Annotated in this window: 15 protein-coding genes; 4 read left to right on the top strand and 11 right to left on the bottom strand. The window is 45.7% G+C overall.

Annotation, left to right across the window (positions count from 1 at the left end; genetic code table 11):
* Window positions 1-10 precede the first annotated feature (10 nt).
* Window positions 11-775: an enoyl-CoA hydratase gene (locus AC27G9_RS03810; RefSeq protein WP_487071187.1), complete on the bottom strand. Its 765-nt coding sequence runs from the start codon at window positions 773-775 to the stop codon at window positions 11-13.
* 152 nt (window positions 776-927) lie between these two features.
* Here AC27G9_RS03810 and rrtA point away from each other — a divergent pair, with 152 nt between their 5' ends.
* The gene (gene rrtA / locus AC27G9_RS03815) at window positions 928-1,524 is read left to right on the top strand and encodes a rhombosortase (RefSeq protein WP_487071189.1); all 597 of its coding nucleotides are present in this window, start codon (window positions 928-930) and stop codon (window positions 1,522-1,524) included.
* Here the strand turns inward: rrtA and AC27G9_RS03820 are convergent.
* The 3 genes from AC27G9_RS03820 to AC27G9_RS03830 all read right to left on the bottom strand — a co-directional run bounded on the left by AC27G9_RS03820 (window position 1,521) and on the right by AC27G9_RS03830 (window position 7,233).
* Window positions 1,521-3,407 (bottom strand): putative bifunctional diguanylate cyclase/phosphodiesterase, encoded by a 1,887-nt coding sequence (locus AC27G9_RS03820; RefSeq protein WP_487071191.1) that lies wholly within the window; start codon window positions 3,405-3,407, stop codon window positions 1,521-1,523. The genes rrtA and AC27G9_RS03820 overlap by 4 nt on opposite strands.
* Window positions 3,408-3,413: 6 nt before the next feature.
* Window positions 3,414-4,544 (bottom strand): FIST signal transduction protein, encoded by a 1,131-nt coding sequence (locus tag AC27G9_RS03825; protein WP_487071193.1) that lies wholly within the window; start codon window positions 4,542-4,544, stop codon window positions 3,414-3,416.
* A gap of 193 nt (window positions 4,545-4,737) precedes the next feature.
* Window positions 4,738-7,233: a S9 family peptidase gene (locus AC27G9_RS03830; protein WP_487071195.1), complete on the bottom strand. Its 2,496-nt coding sequence runs from the start codon at window positions 7,231-7,233 to the stop codon at window positions 4,738-4,740.
* A 310-nt stretch (window positions 7,234-7,543) separates the two neighbouring features.
* On the opposite strand from AC27G9_RS03830, the gene AC27G9_RS03835 reads away from it, so the two are divergent.
* Window positions 7,544-8,089, top strand: coding sequence for a glutathione peroxidase (locus AC27G9_RS03835; protein ID WP_487071197.1), 546 nt, complete (start codon window positions 7,544-7,546; stop codon window positions 8,087-8,089).
* Window positions 8,090-8,189: 100 nt separating this feature from the next.
* Here AC27G9_RS03835 and AC27G9_RS03840 read toward each other — a convergent pair whose 3' ends face one another.
* Together AC27G9_RS03840 and AC27G9_RS03845 are read right to left on the bottom strand one after the other, a co-directional pair.
* Window positions 8,190-8,795 carry an FMN-dependent NADH-azoreductase gene (locus tag AC27G9_RS03840; protein WP_487071199.1) on the bottom strand — a complete coding sequence of 202 codons (606 nt, stop codon included), beginning with the start codon at window positions 8,793-8,795 and terminating at the stop codon, window positions 8,190-8,192.
* A gap of 160 nt (window positions 8,796-8,955) precedes the next feature.
* Window positions 8,956-10,194 carry a cystathionine gamma-synthase family protein gene (locus tag AC27G9_RS03845; protein ID WP_487071201.1) on the bottom strand — a complete coding sequence of 413 codons (1,239 nt, stop codon included), beginning with the start codon at window positions 10,192-10,194 and terminating at the stop codon, window positions 8,956-8,958.
* A gap of 229 nt (window positions 10,195-10,423) precedes the next feature.
* Here AC27G9_RS03845 and AC27G9_RS03850 point away from each other — a divergent pair, with 229 nt between their 5' ends.
* Window positions 10,424-11,191 carry an NRDE family protein gene (locus AC27G9_RS03850; protein WP_487071203.1) on the top strand — a complete coding sequence of 256 codons (768 nt, stop codon included), beginning with the start codon at window positions 10,424-10,426 and terminating at the stop codon, window positions 11,189-11,191.
* Between the two features lie 261 nt (window positions 11,192-11,452).
* The gene (locus tag AC27G9_RS03855) at window positions 11,453-12,643 is read left to right on the top strand and encodes an amino acid aminotransferase (RefSeq protein WP_487071205.1); all 1,191 of its coding nucleotides are present in this window, start codon (window positions 11,453-11,455) and stop codon (window positions 12,641-12,643) included.
* A 75-nt stretch (window positions 12,644-12,718) separates the two neighbouring features.
* On the opposite strand, the gene AC27G9_RS03860 is transcribed toward AC27G9_RS03855, so the two are convergent.
* The 5 genes from AC27G9_RS03860 to AC27G9_RS03880 all read right to left on the bottom strand — a co-directional run bounded on the left by AC27G9_RS03860 (window position 12,719) and on the right by AC27G9_RS03880 (window position 17,061).
* Window positions 12,719-13,861, bottom strand: coding sequence for a response regulator (locus tag AC27G9_RS03860; protein WP_487071207.1), 1,143 nt, complete (start codon window positions 13,859-13,861; stop codon window positions 12,719-12,721).
* Window positions 13,862-14,017: 156 nt separating this feature from the next.
* Window positions 14,018-14,461: a YaiI/YqxD family protein gene (locus AC27G9_RS03865; protein ID WP_487071209.1), complete on the bottom strand. Its 444-nt coding sequence runs from the start codon at window positions 14,459-14,461 to the stop codon at window positions 14,018-14,020.
* 57 nt (window positions 14,462-14,518) lie between these two features.
* Entirely contained in the window at window positions 14,519-15,280 is a 762-nt protein-coding gene (locus AC27G9_RS03870; RefSeq protein ID WP_487071211.1) for an SDR family oxidoreductase, read from the bottom strand.
* A gap of 12 nt (window positions 15,281-15,292) precedes the next feature.
* Window positions 15,293-16,081 (bottom strand): SDR family NAD(P)-dependent oxidoreductase, encoded by a 789-nt coding sequence (locus tag AC27G9_RS03875; protein ID WP_487071213.1) that lies wholly within the window; start codon window positions 16,079-16,081, stop codon window positions 15,293-15,295.
* A complete protein-coding gene (locus AC27G9_RS03880) occupies window positions 16,054-17,061 on the bottom strand; it encodes an NADP-dependent oxidoreductase (protein ID WP_487071215.1) in 1,008 nt (335 codons plus the stop codon). Before AC27G9_RS03880 ends, AC27G9_RS03875 begins: the two co-directional genes overlap by 28 nt.
* Between the last annotated feature and the right edge of the window lies 1 nt (window position 17,062).

Raw genomic sequence — 17,062 nt, forward strand, 5'->3', positions numbered from 1 at the left:
GTGCTTTCTCCTACTTAAATATATCTGGATTAATAGGTCGCTTGTTTAAAAAGGCATCGAACGCTTCTTTTGCGGCGGCGGTACTGAGTGCCTCAATAAAAATATCCATTTCTTCATTCATTTGCTGCTTAATTTCAGATGACTCGTTTATCAGCAAAGACTTAGTATGCGATAGTGCAAAAGAGGGCTTAGCGATCAACTTCCCGCAAACATCATTAACAAAATGATCGATTAAATCGGGGGTAATCACTTTGTTTACTATACCAAATTGCAACGCTTCGTCACTAGAAAAAGGTTCACCCAACATCAACCATTCGCTCGCTTTTCTGTGACCAACGAGCTTGGGTAACAGATAACTCGACGCATATTCTGGGACTAAACCGAGATTGATAAAAGGTAAAACGAATTTTGCATTTGGCGTACAGTACACCAAATCACAATGGAGTAATAAAGTCGTACCAATGCCGACGGCCATTCCTTGAACCTGAGCCACGACAACTTTCTTACAGTTCAACAACGCCGTCATGAACGCGCCAGTTTCCGCAACGCTCTCCCCTTCACCTTGAGCCGCAAAATCACCGATGTCATTACCCGCCGTGAAACTGTCCCCTTCCCCCTTGATCAATACAACTTTGATCGATTCGTCTTCATTGGCCAAATTGATATTATCTGCAAGGGATTGATACATCTGCCGAGTCAGGGCATTTTTCTTGTCGGGACGACTTAGGGTTAGTGATAATAAACCATCTGAAAATTGAGCAACGACATTGGTCATGAGTGACTCCTTGTGGCGTAAAAAATAGTAGTTCGTCGCAATTCACCAAAAACTGGTAATTTTTCTTAAGTTGGCTATCTAGTTTTGCGACTATTTTAGTTATGATAGCTGGCCATTTTTGACAACAACAATAAGTATCAATGATAAATACAATGCCTGTTTCCTTTACTCACATTGCAGGCCCGCTTGCCCTTGCGCTTATCAGTAGCGTGTTGTTTTTCTTAGAACCCAGTTCTGGAGAGCTATTGGCTTTCGATCGTTATGCCATCGATTCCTATGAGACCTGGCGATTAGCGACATCCAGCTTAGTCCACACCAATGGCTTTCACTTATTACTGAATCTCGGTGGGCTGTTGTTATTATGGGCGCTCCATGGTGAGCTGTACCGCGGGATCTTTTTTACCAAGTTGTTTTTGTGGTGTGCCATAGGCACCGCCATCGGTATCTACTTTTTCTCACCTAACATGATCTGGTATGCAGGTATGTCCGGCGCCTTACATGGACTGTTTTTTTGGGGGGCGTGTAAAGATATTGCCAGAGGGCTCAAAAGCGGCTGGCTTTTGTTACTCGGTGTCGGTATCAAAATAGGCTACGAGCAAGTTGAAGGAAGTAGTGAAAGCTTGGCATCACTTATTGATGCATCCGTTGCTGTCGATGCTCACTTATATGGCGCAGTCAGTGGTTTGGTGTTTTTCGCTATTGTCTCTGGAAACCAACTTATTGCCAAACAGCTACAGCCACGACGCTAATGCTGGCGTCGCAGCAAGCTTTCAAAATCCTCGGGGGTCATCGGTTTGTGCAGGTGAAACCCTTGGCCAATATCGCAGTGGTGTTGACGCACGTATTCAAGCATATAGTCATTCTCGATACCCTCAGCAATAACCTGTAGACCTAGGTTATGCCCAATATCGATGATGGTTTTTGTAATCGTGGCAGACTGAGGATTGGTTTCAACGTCGCGCAAAAACGCCTTATCGATTTTTAAATACTGTAACGGTAACGAGTGCAAGTAGCTGAAGCTCGAATAACCTTTCCCGAAATCGTCTAACGCAAACGTAATACCATGTTGATTTAACATCTTCATGGTGTCAGTCACCTTCGCCTTATCCTCCATAAATATGGATTCAGTCAGTTCGATAATCACGGCACTACCGGGCACGTTTTTGAGCTCAAGCGTTTGCAACAGGTGTTGAATAATATTGGGGTTTTGAAACTCTAAACTGCTGAGATTAATTGACATCGTAACGTCGACCTCGCCAGTCTCGCGCCAATGACGCAGATGTTCTAACGACAAGGAGATAATTTGACGGCCAACATCTTCAATCAGGCCGGTCTGCTCTGCTGTATTGATGAACACATCCGGCGGCACGGCGGAACCATCGCTCTTGTACCACCTAGCTAACGCTTCGACACTCGAAATTTTCATCGTACTGAGATCGAGCTTCGGTTGAAACGCGACCGACAAACCTTCTCGATTGAGTACATTGCGCAAAGATTGCTCAATTGTCAGCTGCTCCAGCGCCTGGGCCTCGATATCGTGGTTGTAAAAGCGGAAGGCATTTTTGCCACATGCTTTCGATTCGTACATGGCCATGTCAGCTTTTCTGATTAACTCATCGGCAGAAATGCCGTCGTTGGGGTAAATTGATACCCCCATGCTCGAGGTAACAAAGTAAGTACGCCCCTTTATCTCAAAAGGACGCTGTAATTCCGTAATCAAAGCCTGGCATACCTTAGACACCGACTCTTCGTCTTTGACATTCTCAAGCAAGATGACAAACTCGTCACCGCCTTGTCGAGACAACGTATCCTGTTCTCTCAGTCGATTTTGCAAACGCTGCACTACCTCAACCAGTAAATTGTCACCAGCGTCGTGTCCTTCTGTATCGTTAACCTTTTTAAAGTTATCCAGATCGATAAACAAAATCGCCAGCTGTTGCTGTTCGCGTTTGGCCAATGACAGAGCATGCCTGACCCTATCTCGCAATAACGCTCTATTGGGCAGGCCAGTCAACGAATCGTGATATGCCTGATATTGAACCATAGCGGCGTTGCGCTTTGACTGAGTGACATCTCTCAAACACCATACGCGACCGCATAGTGTGTCGTCTTGTAATTGAGGCAGTGACCGAACATCATAAAAACTGCCACTGACAGTCTCTACCGTGCTGTGAATATCGAGTAGCGGGTTTTCTTTTAGCTGACTGTCGTACGCCGAAAGCGATGTTGGATCTTTAAGTAAGGTCGCGAACTTTGCCATTTTGGCATAACTCACATCGACACCGAAGTGAGCCAAAAACTCATGAGCCATTTTGTTGAGCGTAACAATCTCGCCTTTGAGATCGTAGACCAGAATAATCTCTCCCGTGGCGTCAAACGTGGCATTGAGCAATGCCAACGAGTCTTTTAACTTAGACTGAACTTGTTCGACCGAACTCAATTGCAGTTTGAGAGCCTGGTTGCGTTCATTGAGCTCGTTGGACGTCATGAACAGCGAACGTTCCAGCATTTTAATGGTGCGTTCGTGCTGGCTATAAGTATCAGACACCACTGGCAGTACGTCTTTACTAATGGGGTTGCCATCGATATCGACTTTCAAGCGTTTTAATTGCCGCTTTAACAATTTATGCATAAGTTACTACCGCTCACCAATTACTGTAATCGTCATTGTTTGATTATGTAACGTACACTCCTGTGTCCCACTTAGGGGAGATATCTCTCCATATGAATAAAAGCCCGTTAGCACTGCGTTTTCTGGCATAACGTCATGTATCAGCTCAATTTCTTCCACCGCTCGCTTTGACATGACCAGTCGTCTACCGACACAACTCACCAACAAGGCCAATGTATTGTTTGGCAATGGGGTCGGTAATAGTGCCGACTTTGCTGCCAGTTCCGCACCATCGAGCAGTTGTTCCGTGCTTGCGTGCATCAGCTGGCACGTCGAGCCCACGGGCATATTACCCGCGAACCGCATACTGTTTTGTTCTTCGTCGATTGATAATATTGTTCTTACGACGGTACCGGCGCCATCTTCTTCCGTAAGCGACAATGGATAAAGCAACGCTGAACCTGGTAAATCTTGGGCGTACTCGCCCAAAAACGATTTGTAAAGAGTTAACGCTGGCTTTCCGTCGATTTCATAAACGACATTTTTGTCCGCTTTAGTTATCTCGCGCTCTGGACCAAAAGCTCGCCAACCACCATAGCATCCCGTTGCAATTTCTAACGACTCACCATAAAAACAAATGGCTGCGACAAGCCCCTCATCAACCTGTTTATTGTGACGAACTTTAGTTTTGCTAAAGTTGCTTTTATCTCCAGCCAAGCCGCCGGTAAACGACACCCCTTCTGGTAACGCACGTTGTACACCACTGACAAGGTCGGATCCGTTAATTTGCTGACCATCGGAAATCAGAAATACGTGACGTAGCACATGCTTTGGAATGCCTTTGATGAGTGATTCACCAAGTGCCTCTGCATCATCAAAATGAGAAATGTGTTCGCTTTCAACGTATATACACGCTTGATCAACGTGAATCGCCGAGAGCACCAGACTATCGTCGAGCAGGGTGTCAGCCTGTATCTCGCCACTGGTTGTGCATCCCACAACATGTGCCTTTGGAAAGGCTAATTGAATTTCAGTGAACAATTCGGCGTCTTCAATCAGTGCTTCATTGCCAAATAGCAAAACTAATTCCGCCGACGCATTTATCGGTAATGCCTGAGACCAAGTGTGGCTGTTGTACACTGATTGAAAAACTTTCATGCTGCCTTATCCATACTACACGACTGGAGAGCGAAGGACGTTGTCCAGTAAAAGCGCGTTAATTTCTTATTGTTATTACCTCTAGATAATATACCAATCAGTGCAAGACACCATCACTCTTTTGGCTAAAAAGGTGGCTTCAATCAGCCAAATCAATAACAAAAAGGGAGGCTCTCGCCCCCCTTTCCATTAATTACAAATGGGTTTCAAACAACTTGTAGATGCGTCGATATTCATCGAGCCAGGAACTAGGCTGAACAAACCCATGAGGTTCCACAGGATAAATGGCCGTCTCGAAATCTTGCTTTTCCAGTTCTATCAAACGCTGCACCAAACGCACAACGTCGACGAAAAAGACATTGTCATCAACCATTGGCGCATTGATCAAAAGTGGTTTTTCCAAACCCTCGGCGAAGTAGATGGGTGAACTGCGTCGATACGCAATAGGATCAACATCTGGCGTGTTTAAAATATTGGATGTATAACCGATATTGTAATGCGCCCAATCGCTTACCGGGCGCAAGGCCGCTCCAGCTTGAAACAAATCCGGTGCGTTAAACATCGACATGAAAGTAAGAAACCCACCATAAGAGCCACCGTATGTACCAATGCGTTCGCGATCTACATTCGCATTGGCAACAAGCCAATTTACGCCGTCTCGTAAATCTTGTACTTCAGGTGTTCCCATTTGGCGGTAAATAGCAGTGCGCCAGTCTCGTCCATAGCCAGCTGAAGCGCGGTAATCCATATCAAGCACAACATATCCTTGCTGCGCAAGCATAGAGTGAAACATGAATTCACGCTGATACCCTGACCATCCGAGGTGAGCATTTTGCAAATAACCTGCACCATGGTTGAAAACAACGGCCTTTCGTTTTTCTCCAGATTCATAGCCTTTTGGTAAGTAAAGTCGCGCATAGATGGGTTTATCCGTATGCGACGAAGGAATCGCGACAATCTGTGGTGCGGTCCACGCATAGTTCAAAAACTCCTCACTGACAGTGTGTGTCAATGGCGTAACTTCGCCCGTGCCATCTACGTTTTTAAGATAGAGTTCTGGTGGGGTTATTGTTGTGCTGTGGGTCAATAGCAATTGACTTTCATCAGGGCTAAGCGTGAAATCCGTCATACCATTGAGGTCTGTCATGGCCAGTTGCTCACCCGTCTGGGTATTTACGCGATAGATTTCATAAACCCCAGGATGTTTCTGGTTCGCTTTAAAATATATGAAGGTATCGTTACGCGTTAATACAGGTGAATCAACAACATAATCGCCAGACGTAAGGGCCCTAGGTGCCTTGCCGAGCTGTTGAGTATATAGATGACTGTAGCCGCTGTGCTCCGACAGATAATAAAGCGTTTCATTATTGTGCAACCAGCCGAAGTCATTATAACGGTAGTTAACCCAAGCATCGTCATGTAATCGGTGTTGGTTAACCAAACGTTTTTCGTCTAAGTCAATTGTCGCAATCCAGCGGTCTTTGTTATCCCAAGCTTCAAGCATTAGGGCGACTTGCTCACCATTGTCATGCCACTCAATAGACGGTTCAGTCCAGTTCCAACTGTCAATGAGGCGGATAGATCTGGGTAACCTATTGGGCGTGTACGTCTCTCCGTTTGCTTCGGCAACTTCTTGTTTTACGCTTGCCAATACATCATCGTTAAAGCCCGGCAACGACTCATAGCCAATCTTAGTAGCTCGATGAGAGACCAAGTCTAACAGCCAAATGGTTTCGTTTTCAGGTTCAGCATCGGCGACTCTACGACGAACATTTTTGGTCGCGATCCGCCCATTTTCTTGAATGTAATGGGGCATAATGTCTGATTGACTGCGAGACTCGCTTTTTTCTGTCGTTACAAACACAGCATATTTGCCATTCGGGGACGTTTCCACCGCGACCATTTCTAAATTGGGATTGAAGTAGAACGGTGAGCGCTTCATCGACATATTCGCGTTTCTAATCTCATGTTGTCGATCACTATAAGCCTGTCGGTCGTCTCGTTTTTGTGCGACGTACTGAATCAAGTCAACCTGCTCTTTCGCGATAAAGTCGCTCGACGGTTTCACCGCGACTGGTGCATTTGAAAATTGCCACTCGAACAACGCTTCTTTCATGCCTGTTTCCGGGTCGATCGCAACAATCGTATCGTACTCTTGCGCGACAATGCGTCCGTCGATGAGGAAAGAAAAGTTCCGCAGCGGCGAGCCCCCTTTTGTTAGCTGTTTAACCTTTCCATCGGCATATGTGACGTAAACACTTTCGTCGTACCGCATTACACTCACAGAACCATCTGCATTCGTTGCGCTCTCATTTGGTTTGTATAAATGTAATTGTTCGAATGGAACGGCCTGCGCGTCACGTTGGCCCGGTAGTATGCTAAACACACGTTTAAGCCTGCTGCCCTGCTCTTTTTGCTCGAAGACAATTTCGCCTCTTGTTGTCCAACCAGCATTGGTCGGTTGTCGGCCGAGCCACTCTTGGTCTCGCATTATTTTTTCAAGTGTTAGCGCCGATTGCGTCATCGAGGGCAGCAAAGACTGGCTTACCGGTTGACTAGCTGATGTCTGAGTCGCCGCCGATGGCGTAGCCAATGCAGGCGTATTTGTCGAAGTTGTCGTGCTAGCACATCCCGTTAGCGCAGCAACAACGCTGGAACACACCACTAAAAGTCGAAAATGATTAATCATAAAAAACCGTTACAGATTGGGTTACAGAGGTTTTGTCGATGCAGCAATGTGAAATCAGCCGTACTGTGTTGTCGAGAGACACTGTATTCCCAGCGTTGTTCTTGGCATGCTGTGACAGGAATCGAATATTTCTCCGCCACACATCAACAAACGTATTTAATTATAAGTATCTAAACACGTTAACACTGACGAATTCATCTTTTCTAGTCAACCAGTTATCTCATTGTTAATGATCCTTTGTACGAATTTGTCACTATTACTTGATAACATCAACACAACATGCGACTGACAATATCACCTAGGATTAAATATGAAAAAACTCGCCGCCGCATTGCTATTAACAATGGGAGCGTCTCATGCATATGCAGACTCTTGCCCTGACGTGCTGAAATTCATGAAGCGCAAACTGAACTCACAAGAAACCGTAAACTTGTGTAAAGAATACAAAGATAAAACCCTGTTAATCGTCAACACTGCCAGCTACTGCGGTTACACTCCACAGTTCGAAGGCCTTGAAGCCATGTACGACAACTACAAAGATCAGGACTTTGTGATTCTTGGTTTCCCTTCTCACGATTTTAATCAGGAAGACAATGACGAAGGAAAGACGGCAGAACTCTGTGAGTTGACTTATGGCGTGAAATTCCCAATGTTTGAACCGACGCATGTGAAACAGGGCGACGACCAAGACCCGCTTTACCGCATGCTAACCAAGCAAACTGGCAAATCGCCAAAGTGGAATTTCAACAAGTATTTGGTCAACAAGAATGGTGATGTTGTGAAATACTACAAAAGCGGCGTGAAGCCTTCAGATGACGCATTAGTAAAAGATGTAGAAGCAGCGATCGCAATGTAAAAAAAAGCCCCGCTCAACGGCGGGGCAATCAAGCACACTCAACTTGGAACACACTATTTGCAAAACCTACGCACTGTAGAATTTTGCTAACTGCATAGAGTTAGTCCAGCAAGTTAGACGAAAGTTCAATAATTTTTTCATTTGCGGCTGAAAATGCCTTCTCGGCGGAATCTTCACCCATTGCTAAACCTTCTGCATAAGCAAATTGGATATCTGACAAACCCACAAAGTTAAAGAAATGGGTCAAATAATCGGTTTGCGTGTCCATCGGTGTGCCTTGATACATGCCACCTCTCGCCGCAAGTACCACAACTCGTTTGTTTGAAAGCAAGCCCACAGGGCCAGTCTCCGTGTATTTAAACGTCACACCTGCTCGAGCGATACGGTCGATCCACGCTTTTAAAGTAGACGGAATACCAAAATTGTACATAGGCGTACCTATGATAATTTCATCCGCCTTTTGAACCTGCTCAACAAAGTTGTCAGAAATCGCTGCGAGAGAAACCTGAGCTTCAGTTCTGTCCTCTGGCGATGTCATCCACGCTCCCATTTCTTGCGAAGTGAGGTGACCAATATCCGTATCCGACAGTACGACCTTGGTCACAGTGACCCCATCGCCAAGTTCCGAAAGGTAGGTATCAACCAATTTAGATGAATTGCCGCTGACGCCGTTCAGGCTTGAGTAAATTGCTAGTACTTGTTTCATTGCTTACGCTCCAATTGAATAACTAAAGTCAGTGTAGCGAGCAAATAAATAGAAAGAAATTAGTGAAAATAGGCCATTTCATCCAAAAACATAGAACGAAAGGCCTATTATAACGTTAGACTGCATTATCTAATGCGGGGCAAGCCGCTCTCAACGCATATTACATTTGCGCCAAAGCTTGTTCAAAGTCATCGATTATATCTTGGGTATTTTCAATCCCTACAGATACTCGGATCATAGTCTCACTGATTCCCATCTTTGCGCGTTCCTCTGGACCATTCTCAAAAAAGATAGTCGGAGCGACAGGTAGAGCTAAAGTGCGGTTGTCACCTAAATGCGTCGCACAGATAACCAGTTCCAATGCATTGAGAAACTCAACAGGGTCAATACTTTCATCCAAATCCAAAGATAAAATAGCACCAAAATGACTGAACTGATCACTGGCTACATCATGCTGAGGGTGATCGGTCAGGCCAGGATAGTAGACACTTTTTACTTTTTCGTGAGCTTGAAGATAGGTCGCTAGTGCCATGGCATTTGCACAGTTTCGCTGCATACGCATATCCAGCGTTTCCATTCCCACAGAAATCGCTGCTGCTGATTCAGGCGATAACGTCGCTCCCATATCGCGCAACCCTTTCTTGCGTATTTGCGTCAGCCCCCATTGCCCTTGATCAGGGCCGCGGTAAAACGCTTTTATATTCGAGAAAGACGACCAATCAAAATTTCCGGTATCGACGATAGCACCGCCCAGAACATTACCATGCCCACCGATGTACTTAGTTAACGAAGTAACAACGAGGTCAGCGCCGGCTTTCTTAGCATCAAACAAGGGCGCAGGAGTCATTGTTGTGTCAACAATCAATAGTGCATTCTGCTGTTTACACAATTCAGCTAGCCCATTGATATCCGCCACCTGAGTAACGGGATTCGCAACCGTCTCTGCGAATACAGCTTTGGTATTGGGCTTTATCGCATCTGAAACCACTTGTATATCGGTGACATCCACAAAAGAGACCTCGATACCTAGATCTTGAACCGTGTCCATGAAGCTTCTTGTGTTTCCAAACAGAAACTGGCTCACAACTAAATGATCGCCCTTCTTGAACAAGGCCAAAAGCATGGCACTTATCGCTGCCATCCCCGTTGCAAAGCAAACGGCGCCGACGCCCTGCTCCAATTGATTAATCATATTTTGAAGGGATACAACCGATGGCGACGAAGACCGAGAATAGACATGGCCAGCTTTTTTGCCTTGAAAAACATCGATAATGCCTTGTGCATCTTTAAATTCAAACAAAACAGAATTCGTACTCGCAGTGTGAACCGCACCGCTTTCTGGTTGATTTAATAATCTGTCAGCATGCACCTGACGCGTTGTAAAGCCTTGCTTGGGCACTGAAAATCTCCCACTAATGAAATTGACGTTGAGGCTAGCAACGTTAGCATAAAAGCGTTTCCTTGTAGCCAAAATGTAGGATTTTTTAGCAGTAACATATAGCCAAATTTTTCCAATAGGCGGATAGTTCACGCTCAATTGAAAAAATAATTGAAAGCAATTGCGCTGTTTCCCTTTCTTTGAATCAGTTACTATTTGACGTTTAATCAAGGACTTTACGGAATTCGCGATGTGTATTTTGTTTATCGCTGTCAATCAACACGACGATTACCCATTAATCATAGCGGCCAATCGGGATGAATTTCACGCTAGGCCAACTGCCTCGTCTGAATATTGGCAAACCCAACCAGAACTGTTGGCAGGTAAAGACTTAAAGGCTGGCGGGACTTGGATGGGCGTAACGCGTAACGGCAAAGTCGCAGCACTTACCAATGTCAGAGACCCCAAAACACTCAGGGACGATGCCCGTTCACGCGGAGAACTCGCCACCCAGTTTTTGCTCGGTAACGACGATCACTTTGCTGTGGCTGCGCGTCTTCAAGCGAGTAAAGCTGACTACAATGGCTACAATTTTCTCTACGGAGACTGGCATAATTTGCACGTCTACAATAACCATTTAAACGAAACCAGACATTTGTCTGATGGCGTCCATGGTTTATCAAACGCCTCTCTCAATGCGCCTTGGCCAAAAGTCACACAGGGTATGCAAGAGTTAACTGAGTATTGCCAAAACGGTCATGACATCGAAGAAGAGGCGCTTTTCTCTATTTTGGCGTGCGATAAAAAAGCAGAAGACCACTCATTACCCAATACCGGTGTGCCATATGAATGGGAAAAGCAACTTTCCTCCATTTTCATTCAGGGCGAAGACTATGGCACTCGCTGCTCCACGTTACTGTTGGTCGACAAACAACGAAAAGTAAGCTGGACTGAGAGAAGTTTTTCCCCTGCTGGCGAGGTCATAGGTCAAAAGCATTTCGATTTCATCATTGAATAGGATAGATGTTTCAATTCGGTTAATTATTAAACGCCCCATCTAGCAAATAAGACATATTCACTTATCAGACCAATAAAAGTGCTTAATTAGCGCAACAAAGGCTCGAATTTTAATACATCGGTGGCATAATGCGGCCATCGATGTGTTAATAATGCACAGCACCCCACCCTCTGCACTGAATACCACATCGATTTGGCAGAGGACAAATACTGGGGTAGCCGCAAATTATCATCTTTTTATTGCAACTATTGAGGACATATTGTGTTTGAAGTCTTACCCCAACTCGCGCCAGATCCAATCCTTGGACTTTCAGCTGCTTACAAACAAGATAGCAACCCAAATAAAATTGATTTGGGTGTGGGTGTTTACAAAGACGAAAACGGCAACACCCCGATTTTAAACGCGGTAGCCAAAGCACAGAAGGTTCTACTTGAGAACGAAACGTCAAAAACCTACATCACGCCACAAGGTGTTCAAGGTTTTATTGACGGCATGCTGTCATTGATCTTAGGCGACAATAGCCCTGTTGTGCTAGCGGATCGCGTGGCTGCAGTACAAGCGCCCGGTGGCTGTGGTGCGCTACGCATCCTCGCTGAGCTACTCAAACGTTGTAATGATAATGCTAAAGTCTGGGTCAGCGATCCAACTTGGGCCAACCACATCCCGCTAATTGGTGATGCTGGGTTAGAGATAAAAACGTACCCCTATTTTGACAAAGCAACCGCATCGATTCGTTTCGATGCAATGATGGAAACCCTTCGTCAAACCGAGAAAGGTGACATTGTGTTACTACACGGTTGTTGCCACAACCCGACGGGTGCTGATTTGACTAACGCTCAGTGGGACCAAGTACTAGAAGTGGCTAAAGAGCGCAAATTTTTACCATTTGTCGATATTGCATATCAAGGGTTCGGAGATGGACTCGAAGAAGACGCTTATGGTATTCGCTTGCTTGCTGAGAACTTACCAGAGGTCATCATTGCGGCGTCTTGTAGCAAAAACTTTGGACTTTATCGAGAGCGTGTTGGTCTAGCTGCTATCATCACTGAGACCTCAGCAACTCGAAAAGTGGCGCAATCTCAAATTCAATCAGTCGCTCGTGGAATTTACTCAATGCCACCAAGCTATGGCGGCGCTTTGGTCGATATCATTCTTAGTGATGCTGCGCTGAAACAAGAGTGGATCAATGAAGTTGACGAAATGCGTACACGTATGCAATCGCTGCGCGATATGCTCGTCACGAAATTGGCCGAAAATGGTGCGCAAAAAGACTTCAGTTTTGTTAACCAGCAAAAAGGCATGTTCTCATTCTTGTGTATTACTCCAGAACAAGTTCGAGCGGTTAGAGAGCAGCACAGTGTTTACTTTGTAGATTCCAGCCGTGTGAACATTGCTGGTATCAGCCAAGCCAATGTAGATACACTAGCCAAAGCCTTGGTATCTGTACTGTAACCCGTATTACCTCACATTAAAAAAGGAAGCTATCGCTTCCTTTTTTTGGTTTTAACATCGAACAACGCAATTGTATTAACTGAGGTGGCGTTTTCTCACTGTCCAACTCAATTCCCCACTGTCGCGTAAACGCTTCTGTAATCTCTCGCTTACTCCCAGCATTAATGCGCCGACATCGCCGAGTTGTTCGGTATTGCCCATTGCATCATTGAGCGTTTGTTCTACAAGCTCAGCAATCCACTGTTCTTGAGTAGCGGATAAATCCAGATCAATCATGGCGTCCTGAAGCTTTTCTCTCACCTCTACCATGATATCTTCTTTGTTAACATGACTGCGGTTAACACTACTGTTAAGCCGCTGCTGTACATGGGAAAAATCAGAATAAGTAGTATATAGCGCGGAATGCTGCGTGATTTTATCGACGATATTCGCAACGATGGGCATCATGGTTGATAACATACTGATGACAGATTCCCGTTTCTGCTCAAATTCGTTCGCGATGTGTTTAATTAGCAAGCTCACATTGCCATTGTTGAACATCACCCGCTGGCCAAAACAATACACCGCACCTTGTTTTTGTAACACGGAGAATACGCCTTGAAGGTTCTCATCGCCTTCTGTCATGTCCGTGTCAAAAGTGAACACTTTCTGTTGCACTCGAAACTGAATCGCACCGTGTATTCCATGGAGTCTCAAGCCTCTTAGAATCCGTCGCGCGACATCGTCTACCTGCTCATCTTCAGTTAATGAAGCCAACAGTCCCATCCCCATTTCATATACCGACTTTTCGGACATGGCAGAGCGTGTTTGGGCCTCAGAAGACTTCACCTGAGACTCGAACGTACGATAGGTTTCAATTTGATTTTTTAGCGTCAGTAAATTTTCGGTGAATTGCACTACCATGTATGGCTTGGTGAAGTAGAACGTCGCGCCACTGTTGAACGCTGCAACCATACTGGACTCTGAGTTGTCTTCGGAAACCACAACGACGACGGGAAAAGTGTAATTTTTTTCGCGCTTCAACAGCGGCTGGAGTTGCCCAGCGTTGATTCCGTTGATAGACCATTCACACAACACTATGTGTATGTCTTCCTGTTCGATTATGGACTGTGCATCAATGAAGTTATGGCACGCTTGGACGTTAAAATACGAATTTAGCGCCAGTGAATAAATTTCTAGCTGTGTGTCGTCATTGTCCACTAACAGTACATTAAGCATGCCCCTCTCCTTGCTATGAGCAACCATTACGCTGTGTTATCGGTGAAGCTGAATTGTCTTACGCCGTGTAAGATTAATACTTTAGTCTATATCAGAATAAGGGGATTTCCACTAAATCTATGGGTATTTGACGGCATTTATAGACAATTCACCGAACTAACGCTGTGCAAGAAGTCTATCTAATTGATTTGCAAAATTCTGTTTGTCTCTTTGAGAGAAAGCCTTGGGGCCCCCGGTGTGTTCTCCACTGGCTCGCATCGTGTCCATGAAGTCACGCATGATAAGCCTTGATTTAATAGAGCTCTTGTCAAAAAGGTCGCCCCTCGTCGTCATAGCATTGGCATTTTTTTGTAGCACGTCAGAAGCGAGAGGAATATCAGACGTGATAACGATATCACCTGATTGTACTCGTTCGACTATCTCGTCATCCGCGACATCGAAACCTGCGGCAACGCGCAGACTTTGAATGTGTTTATCAGGGGGTACAGGAATGTGTTGATTCGCCACAAATGTCAGCGGCACTTGGGTTCGCCGTGCAGCTTTTACTAAAATTTCACGAATCACAGCTGGGCAGGCATCCGCATCAACCCAAATATGCATAACTCTCTCCAAAAATAAAGCGCCAGCATAATGCTGGCGCATGGTAGAGTTATTTTATCAGGCTAGCATGCCGCCATCTACCACTACGGTAGTACCTGTAGTGTAGCTGGATGCATCAGACACCAAATAAAGCACGGTACCCGCCATCTCATCAGGCTGGGCAACTCTGCCCAATGGAATTTGGGTAAGCGCCATCTTCAAAATCTTATCGTTTGTCGTCAATGCAGATGCAAACTTGGTATCAGTTAAACCTGGTAATAAAGCGTTTACCCTGATATTGAGCGGCCCACATTCTTTGGCAAATGACTGTGTCATACTGATCACCGCGGCTTTAGTGATCGAATAAATCCCTTGCATATCACCAGGCCTCACACCATTCACAGAGGCGGTATTGAGTATCACACCACCACCCTGCTCTTTCATCAAATTACCTGCCGCCACAGACATGAAAAAGTAGCCACGCAAATTAACATCTACGGTTTTGTTAAACGCACCAAGGTCGGTATCGAGGATGTGACCAAAATAGGGATTCGCCGCCGCGTTATTGACAAGGATATCCAATTTGCCAAAATCACTTTTGATCGCGGCAAATGTCGCTTCGATCTGTTCCATATCACCTACGTGACATGCCAATGCGGAAGCTTTGCCGCCCTGCTCTCGAATTGCTTGCGCTACGGCTTCACAACCGTCCAGTTTGCGGCTTGATACAATTACATGCGCACCATACTGAGCGAGGAGCTTTGCAATCGACTCGCCGATACCTCGGCTAGCACCTGTCACAAGTGCGACTTTACCTGTTAAATCAAATAAATTTTCCATTCGTTTCTCCAATTATGACGTCAATCCGCCATCTAGCACGACAGACTGTCCCGTCATAAACGATGACTCATCAGAACATAGCCATGCGATAGCGCTGGCAATCTCTTGTGCTTTACCCAAGCGTTTCATCGGGTTAGCACCAACAATCGCACGCTGTCCTCGCTCATCTAAGCTCGCCAGTACGGATTGCACCATAGGGGTGTCAACAAAACTTGGGCATACCGCGTTAACTCGAATATTAGCACGCGCATATTCAACAGCTGCCGTTTTAGACAAACCAACAACCGCGTGTTTGGTAGCACTGTATGCTGAAAGTGTGGGCGATGCTTTCAAACCCGCTACCGAAGCAATATTGATAACTTGACCCCCGCCGTTTTCTAGCATGTGAGCAATTGCTCCTTTCATGCATAACCAAACGCCTGTCAAATTGACCGCAATATTGGCGGCTAAGGTTTCTTCAGACACTGCTAGCATAGGGGCGGGTTTATGGTCGATACCTGCATTATTAATGATAGTTTGGATGGCGCCAACATTACTGATCGCGTCGCTAAACATACTCGTAATACTCGCGGGATCTCTCACATCAACGGTTAATGCATAAGCATTTCCGCCGTCTGCAATAATGTGGTCTACCACGCTTTGGGCGTTACTCTCATTGATATCTGCAACACCGATCGTCGCCCCTCTAGCCCCCAACAATGTGGCGGCAGCAGCACCGATTCCAGAACCCGCCCCCGTAATCAGTATGTGCTTTTCACTTACGTCTACGGGTTTCACTCTGCATGCTCCACTTTTAGACATAACTTACCGAAGTTTTCGCCACGGAAAAGCATCATTAAGGTGTCTGGGAAGTTTTCAATACCCTCAACTACATGCTCTTTGGCTTTGAGCTTACCTTCTGCTATCCAACCCGCCATCTCTTGGGCTGCATGGCCATAACGCTTGGCATTGTCAAACACTACAATCCCTTCCATTTTCGCGCGATTCACCAACAAAGACAGGTAATTTGACGGCCCTTTTACTGGAACAGTGTTGTTGTACTGGCTGATTGCACCACAAATAACGATGCGCGCTCTGAGGTTTATTCGCGTTAATACATCATCAAGAATATCACCACCTACATTGTCAAAGTACACATCAACCCCGTTAGGACATTGTGTTTTTAACCCTTTTTTCACGTCTTCATTTTTGTAGTCAATAGCGCCGTCAAAACCCAGCTCGTTGACAAGGTATTCACACTTTTCTTTACCACCAGCGATCCCTACGACGCGGCACCCTTTAATTTTTGCGATCTGACCGACGATGGTGCCGACTGCACCTGCCGCACCGGAAACCACTACGGTTTCACCTTCTTTAGGTGCGCCAGTATCAAGAATTCCAAAGTAGGCTGTCATTCCCGGCATACCCAGCACGCCAAGATAGCGCTCAAGTGGTGCCAAAGCGGGATCGACTTTATGCACTCCCGCAGTATCGACAACTGCATAAGACTGCACACCGAAATGCCCATACACATGGTCGCCTTTGGCAAACCCTTCTGCATTCGATTCCACAACTTCACCTACAGTACCGGCGCGCATTACGTCACCAATGCCGACCGGTTCAATGTACGATTTTCCGTCATTCATCCAACCGCGCATCGCTGGGTCTAACGATATGTATTTCACCTTTACTACGATTTGGCCTTCACTTGGTGCTGGCACTTCTGTTTCGGTATAAGTCCAGTTGTCTACTGTGGGTTCACCAAATGGACGAGACGCTAAAAGCCATTGTTTGTTCAGCATA

The organism is Alteromonas sp. 5NS40-0096 (genome assembly GCF_057544385.1).

Excerpts from the sequence above, each read along its gene's own strand:
- AC27G9_RS03810 (WP_487071187.1), bottom strand. The coding sequence starts at position 775 with ATGACCAATGTCGTTGCTCAATTTTCAGATGGTTTATTATCACTAACC.
- rrtA (WP_487071189.1), top strand. The coding sequence starts at position 928 with ATGCCTGTTTCCTTTACTCACATTGCAGGCCCGCTTGCCCTTGCGCTT.
- AC27G9_RS03820 (WP_487071191.1), bottom strand. The coding sequence starts at position 3,407 with ATGCATAAATTGTTAAAGCGGCAATTAAAACGCTTGAAAGTCGATATC.
- AC27G9_RS03825 (WP_487071193.1), bottom strand. The coding sequence starts at position 4,544 with ATGAAAGTTTTTCAATCAGTGTACAACAGCCACACTTGGTCTCAGGCA.
- AC27G9_RS03830 (WP_487071195.1), bottom strand. The coding sequence starts at position 7,233 with ATGATTAATCATTTTCGACTTTTAGTGGTGTGTTCCAGCGTTGTTGCT.
- AC27G9_RS03835 (WP_487071197.1), top strand. The coding sequence starts at position 7,544 with ATGAAAAAACTCGCCGCCGCATTGCTATTAACAATGGGAGCGTCTCAT.
- AC27G9_RS03840 (WP_487071199.1), bottom strand. The coding sequence starts at position 8,795 with ATGAAACAAGTACTAGCAATTTACTCAAGCCTGAACGGCGTCAGCGGC.
- AC27G9_RS03850 (WP_487071203.1), top strand. The coding sequence starts at position 10,424 with ATGTGTATTTTGTTTATCGCTGTCAATCAACACGACGATTACCCATTA.
- AC27G9_RS03860 (WP_487071207.1), bottom strand. The coding sequence starts at position 13,861 with ATGCTTAATGTACTGTTAGTGGACAATGACGACACACAGCTAGAAATT.
- AC27G9_RS03865 (WP_487071209.1), bottom strand. The coding sequence starts at position 14,461 with ATGCATATTTGGGTTGATGCGGATGCCTGCCCAGCTGTGATTCGTGAA.
- AC27G9_RS03870 (WP_487071211.1), bottom strand. The coding sequence starts at position 15,280 with ATGGAAAATTTATTTGATTTAACAGGTAAAGTCGCACTTGTGACAGGT.
- AC27G9_RS03875 (WP_487071213.1), bottom strand. The coding sequence starts at position 16,081 with ATGTCTAAAAGTGGAGCATGCAGAGTGAAACCCGTAGACGTAAGTGAA.
- AC27G9_RS03880 (WP_487071215.1), bottom strand. The coding sequence starts at position 17,061 with ATGCTGAACAAACAATGGCTTTTAGCGTCTCGTCCATTTGGTGAACCC.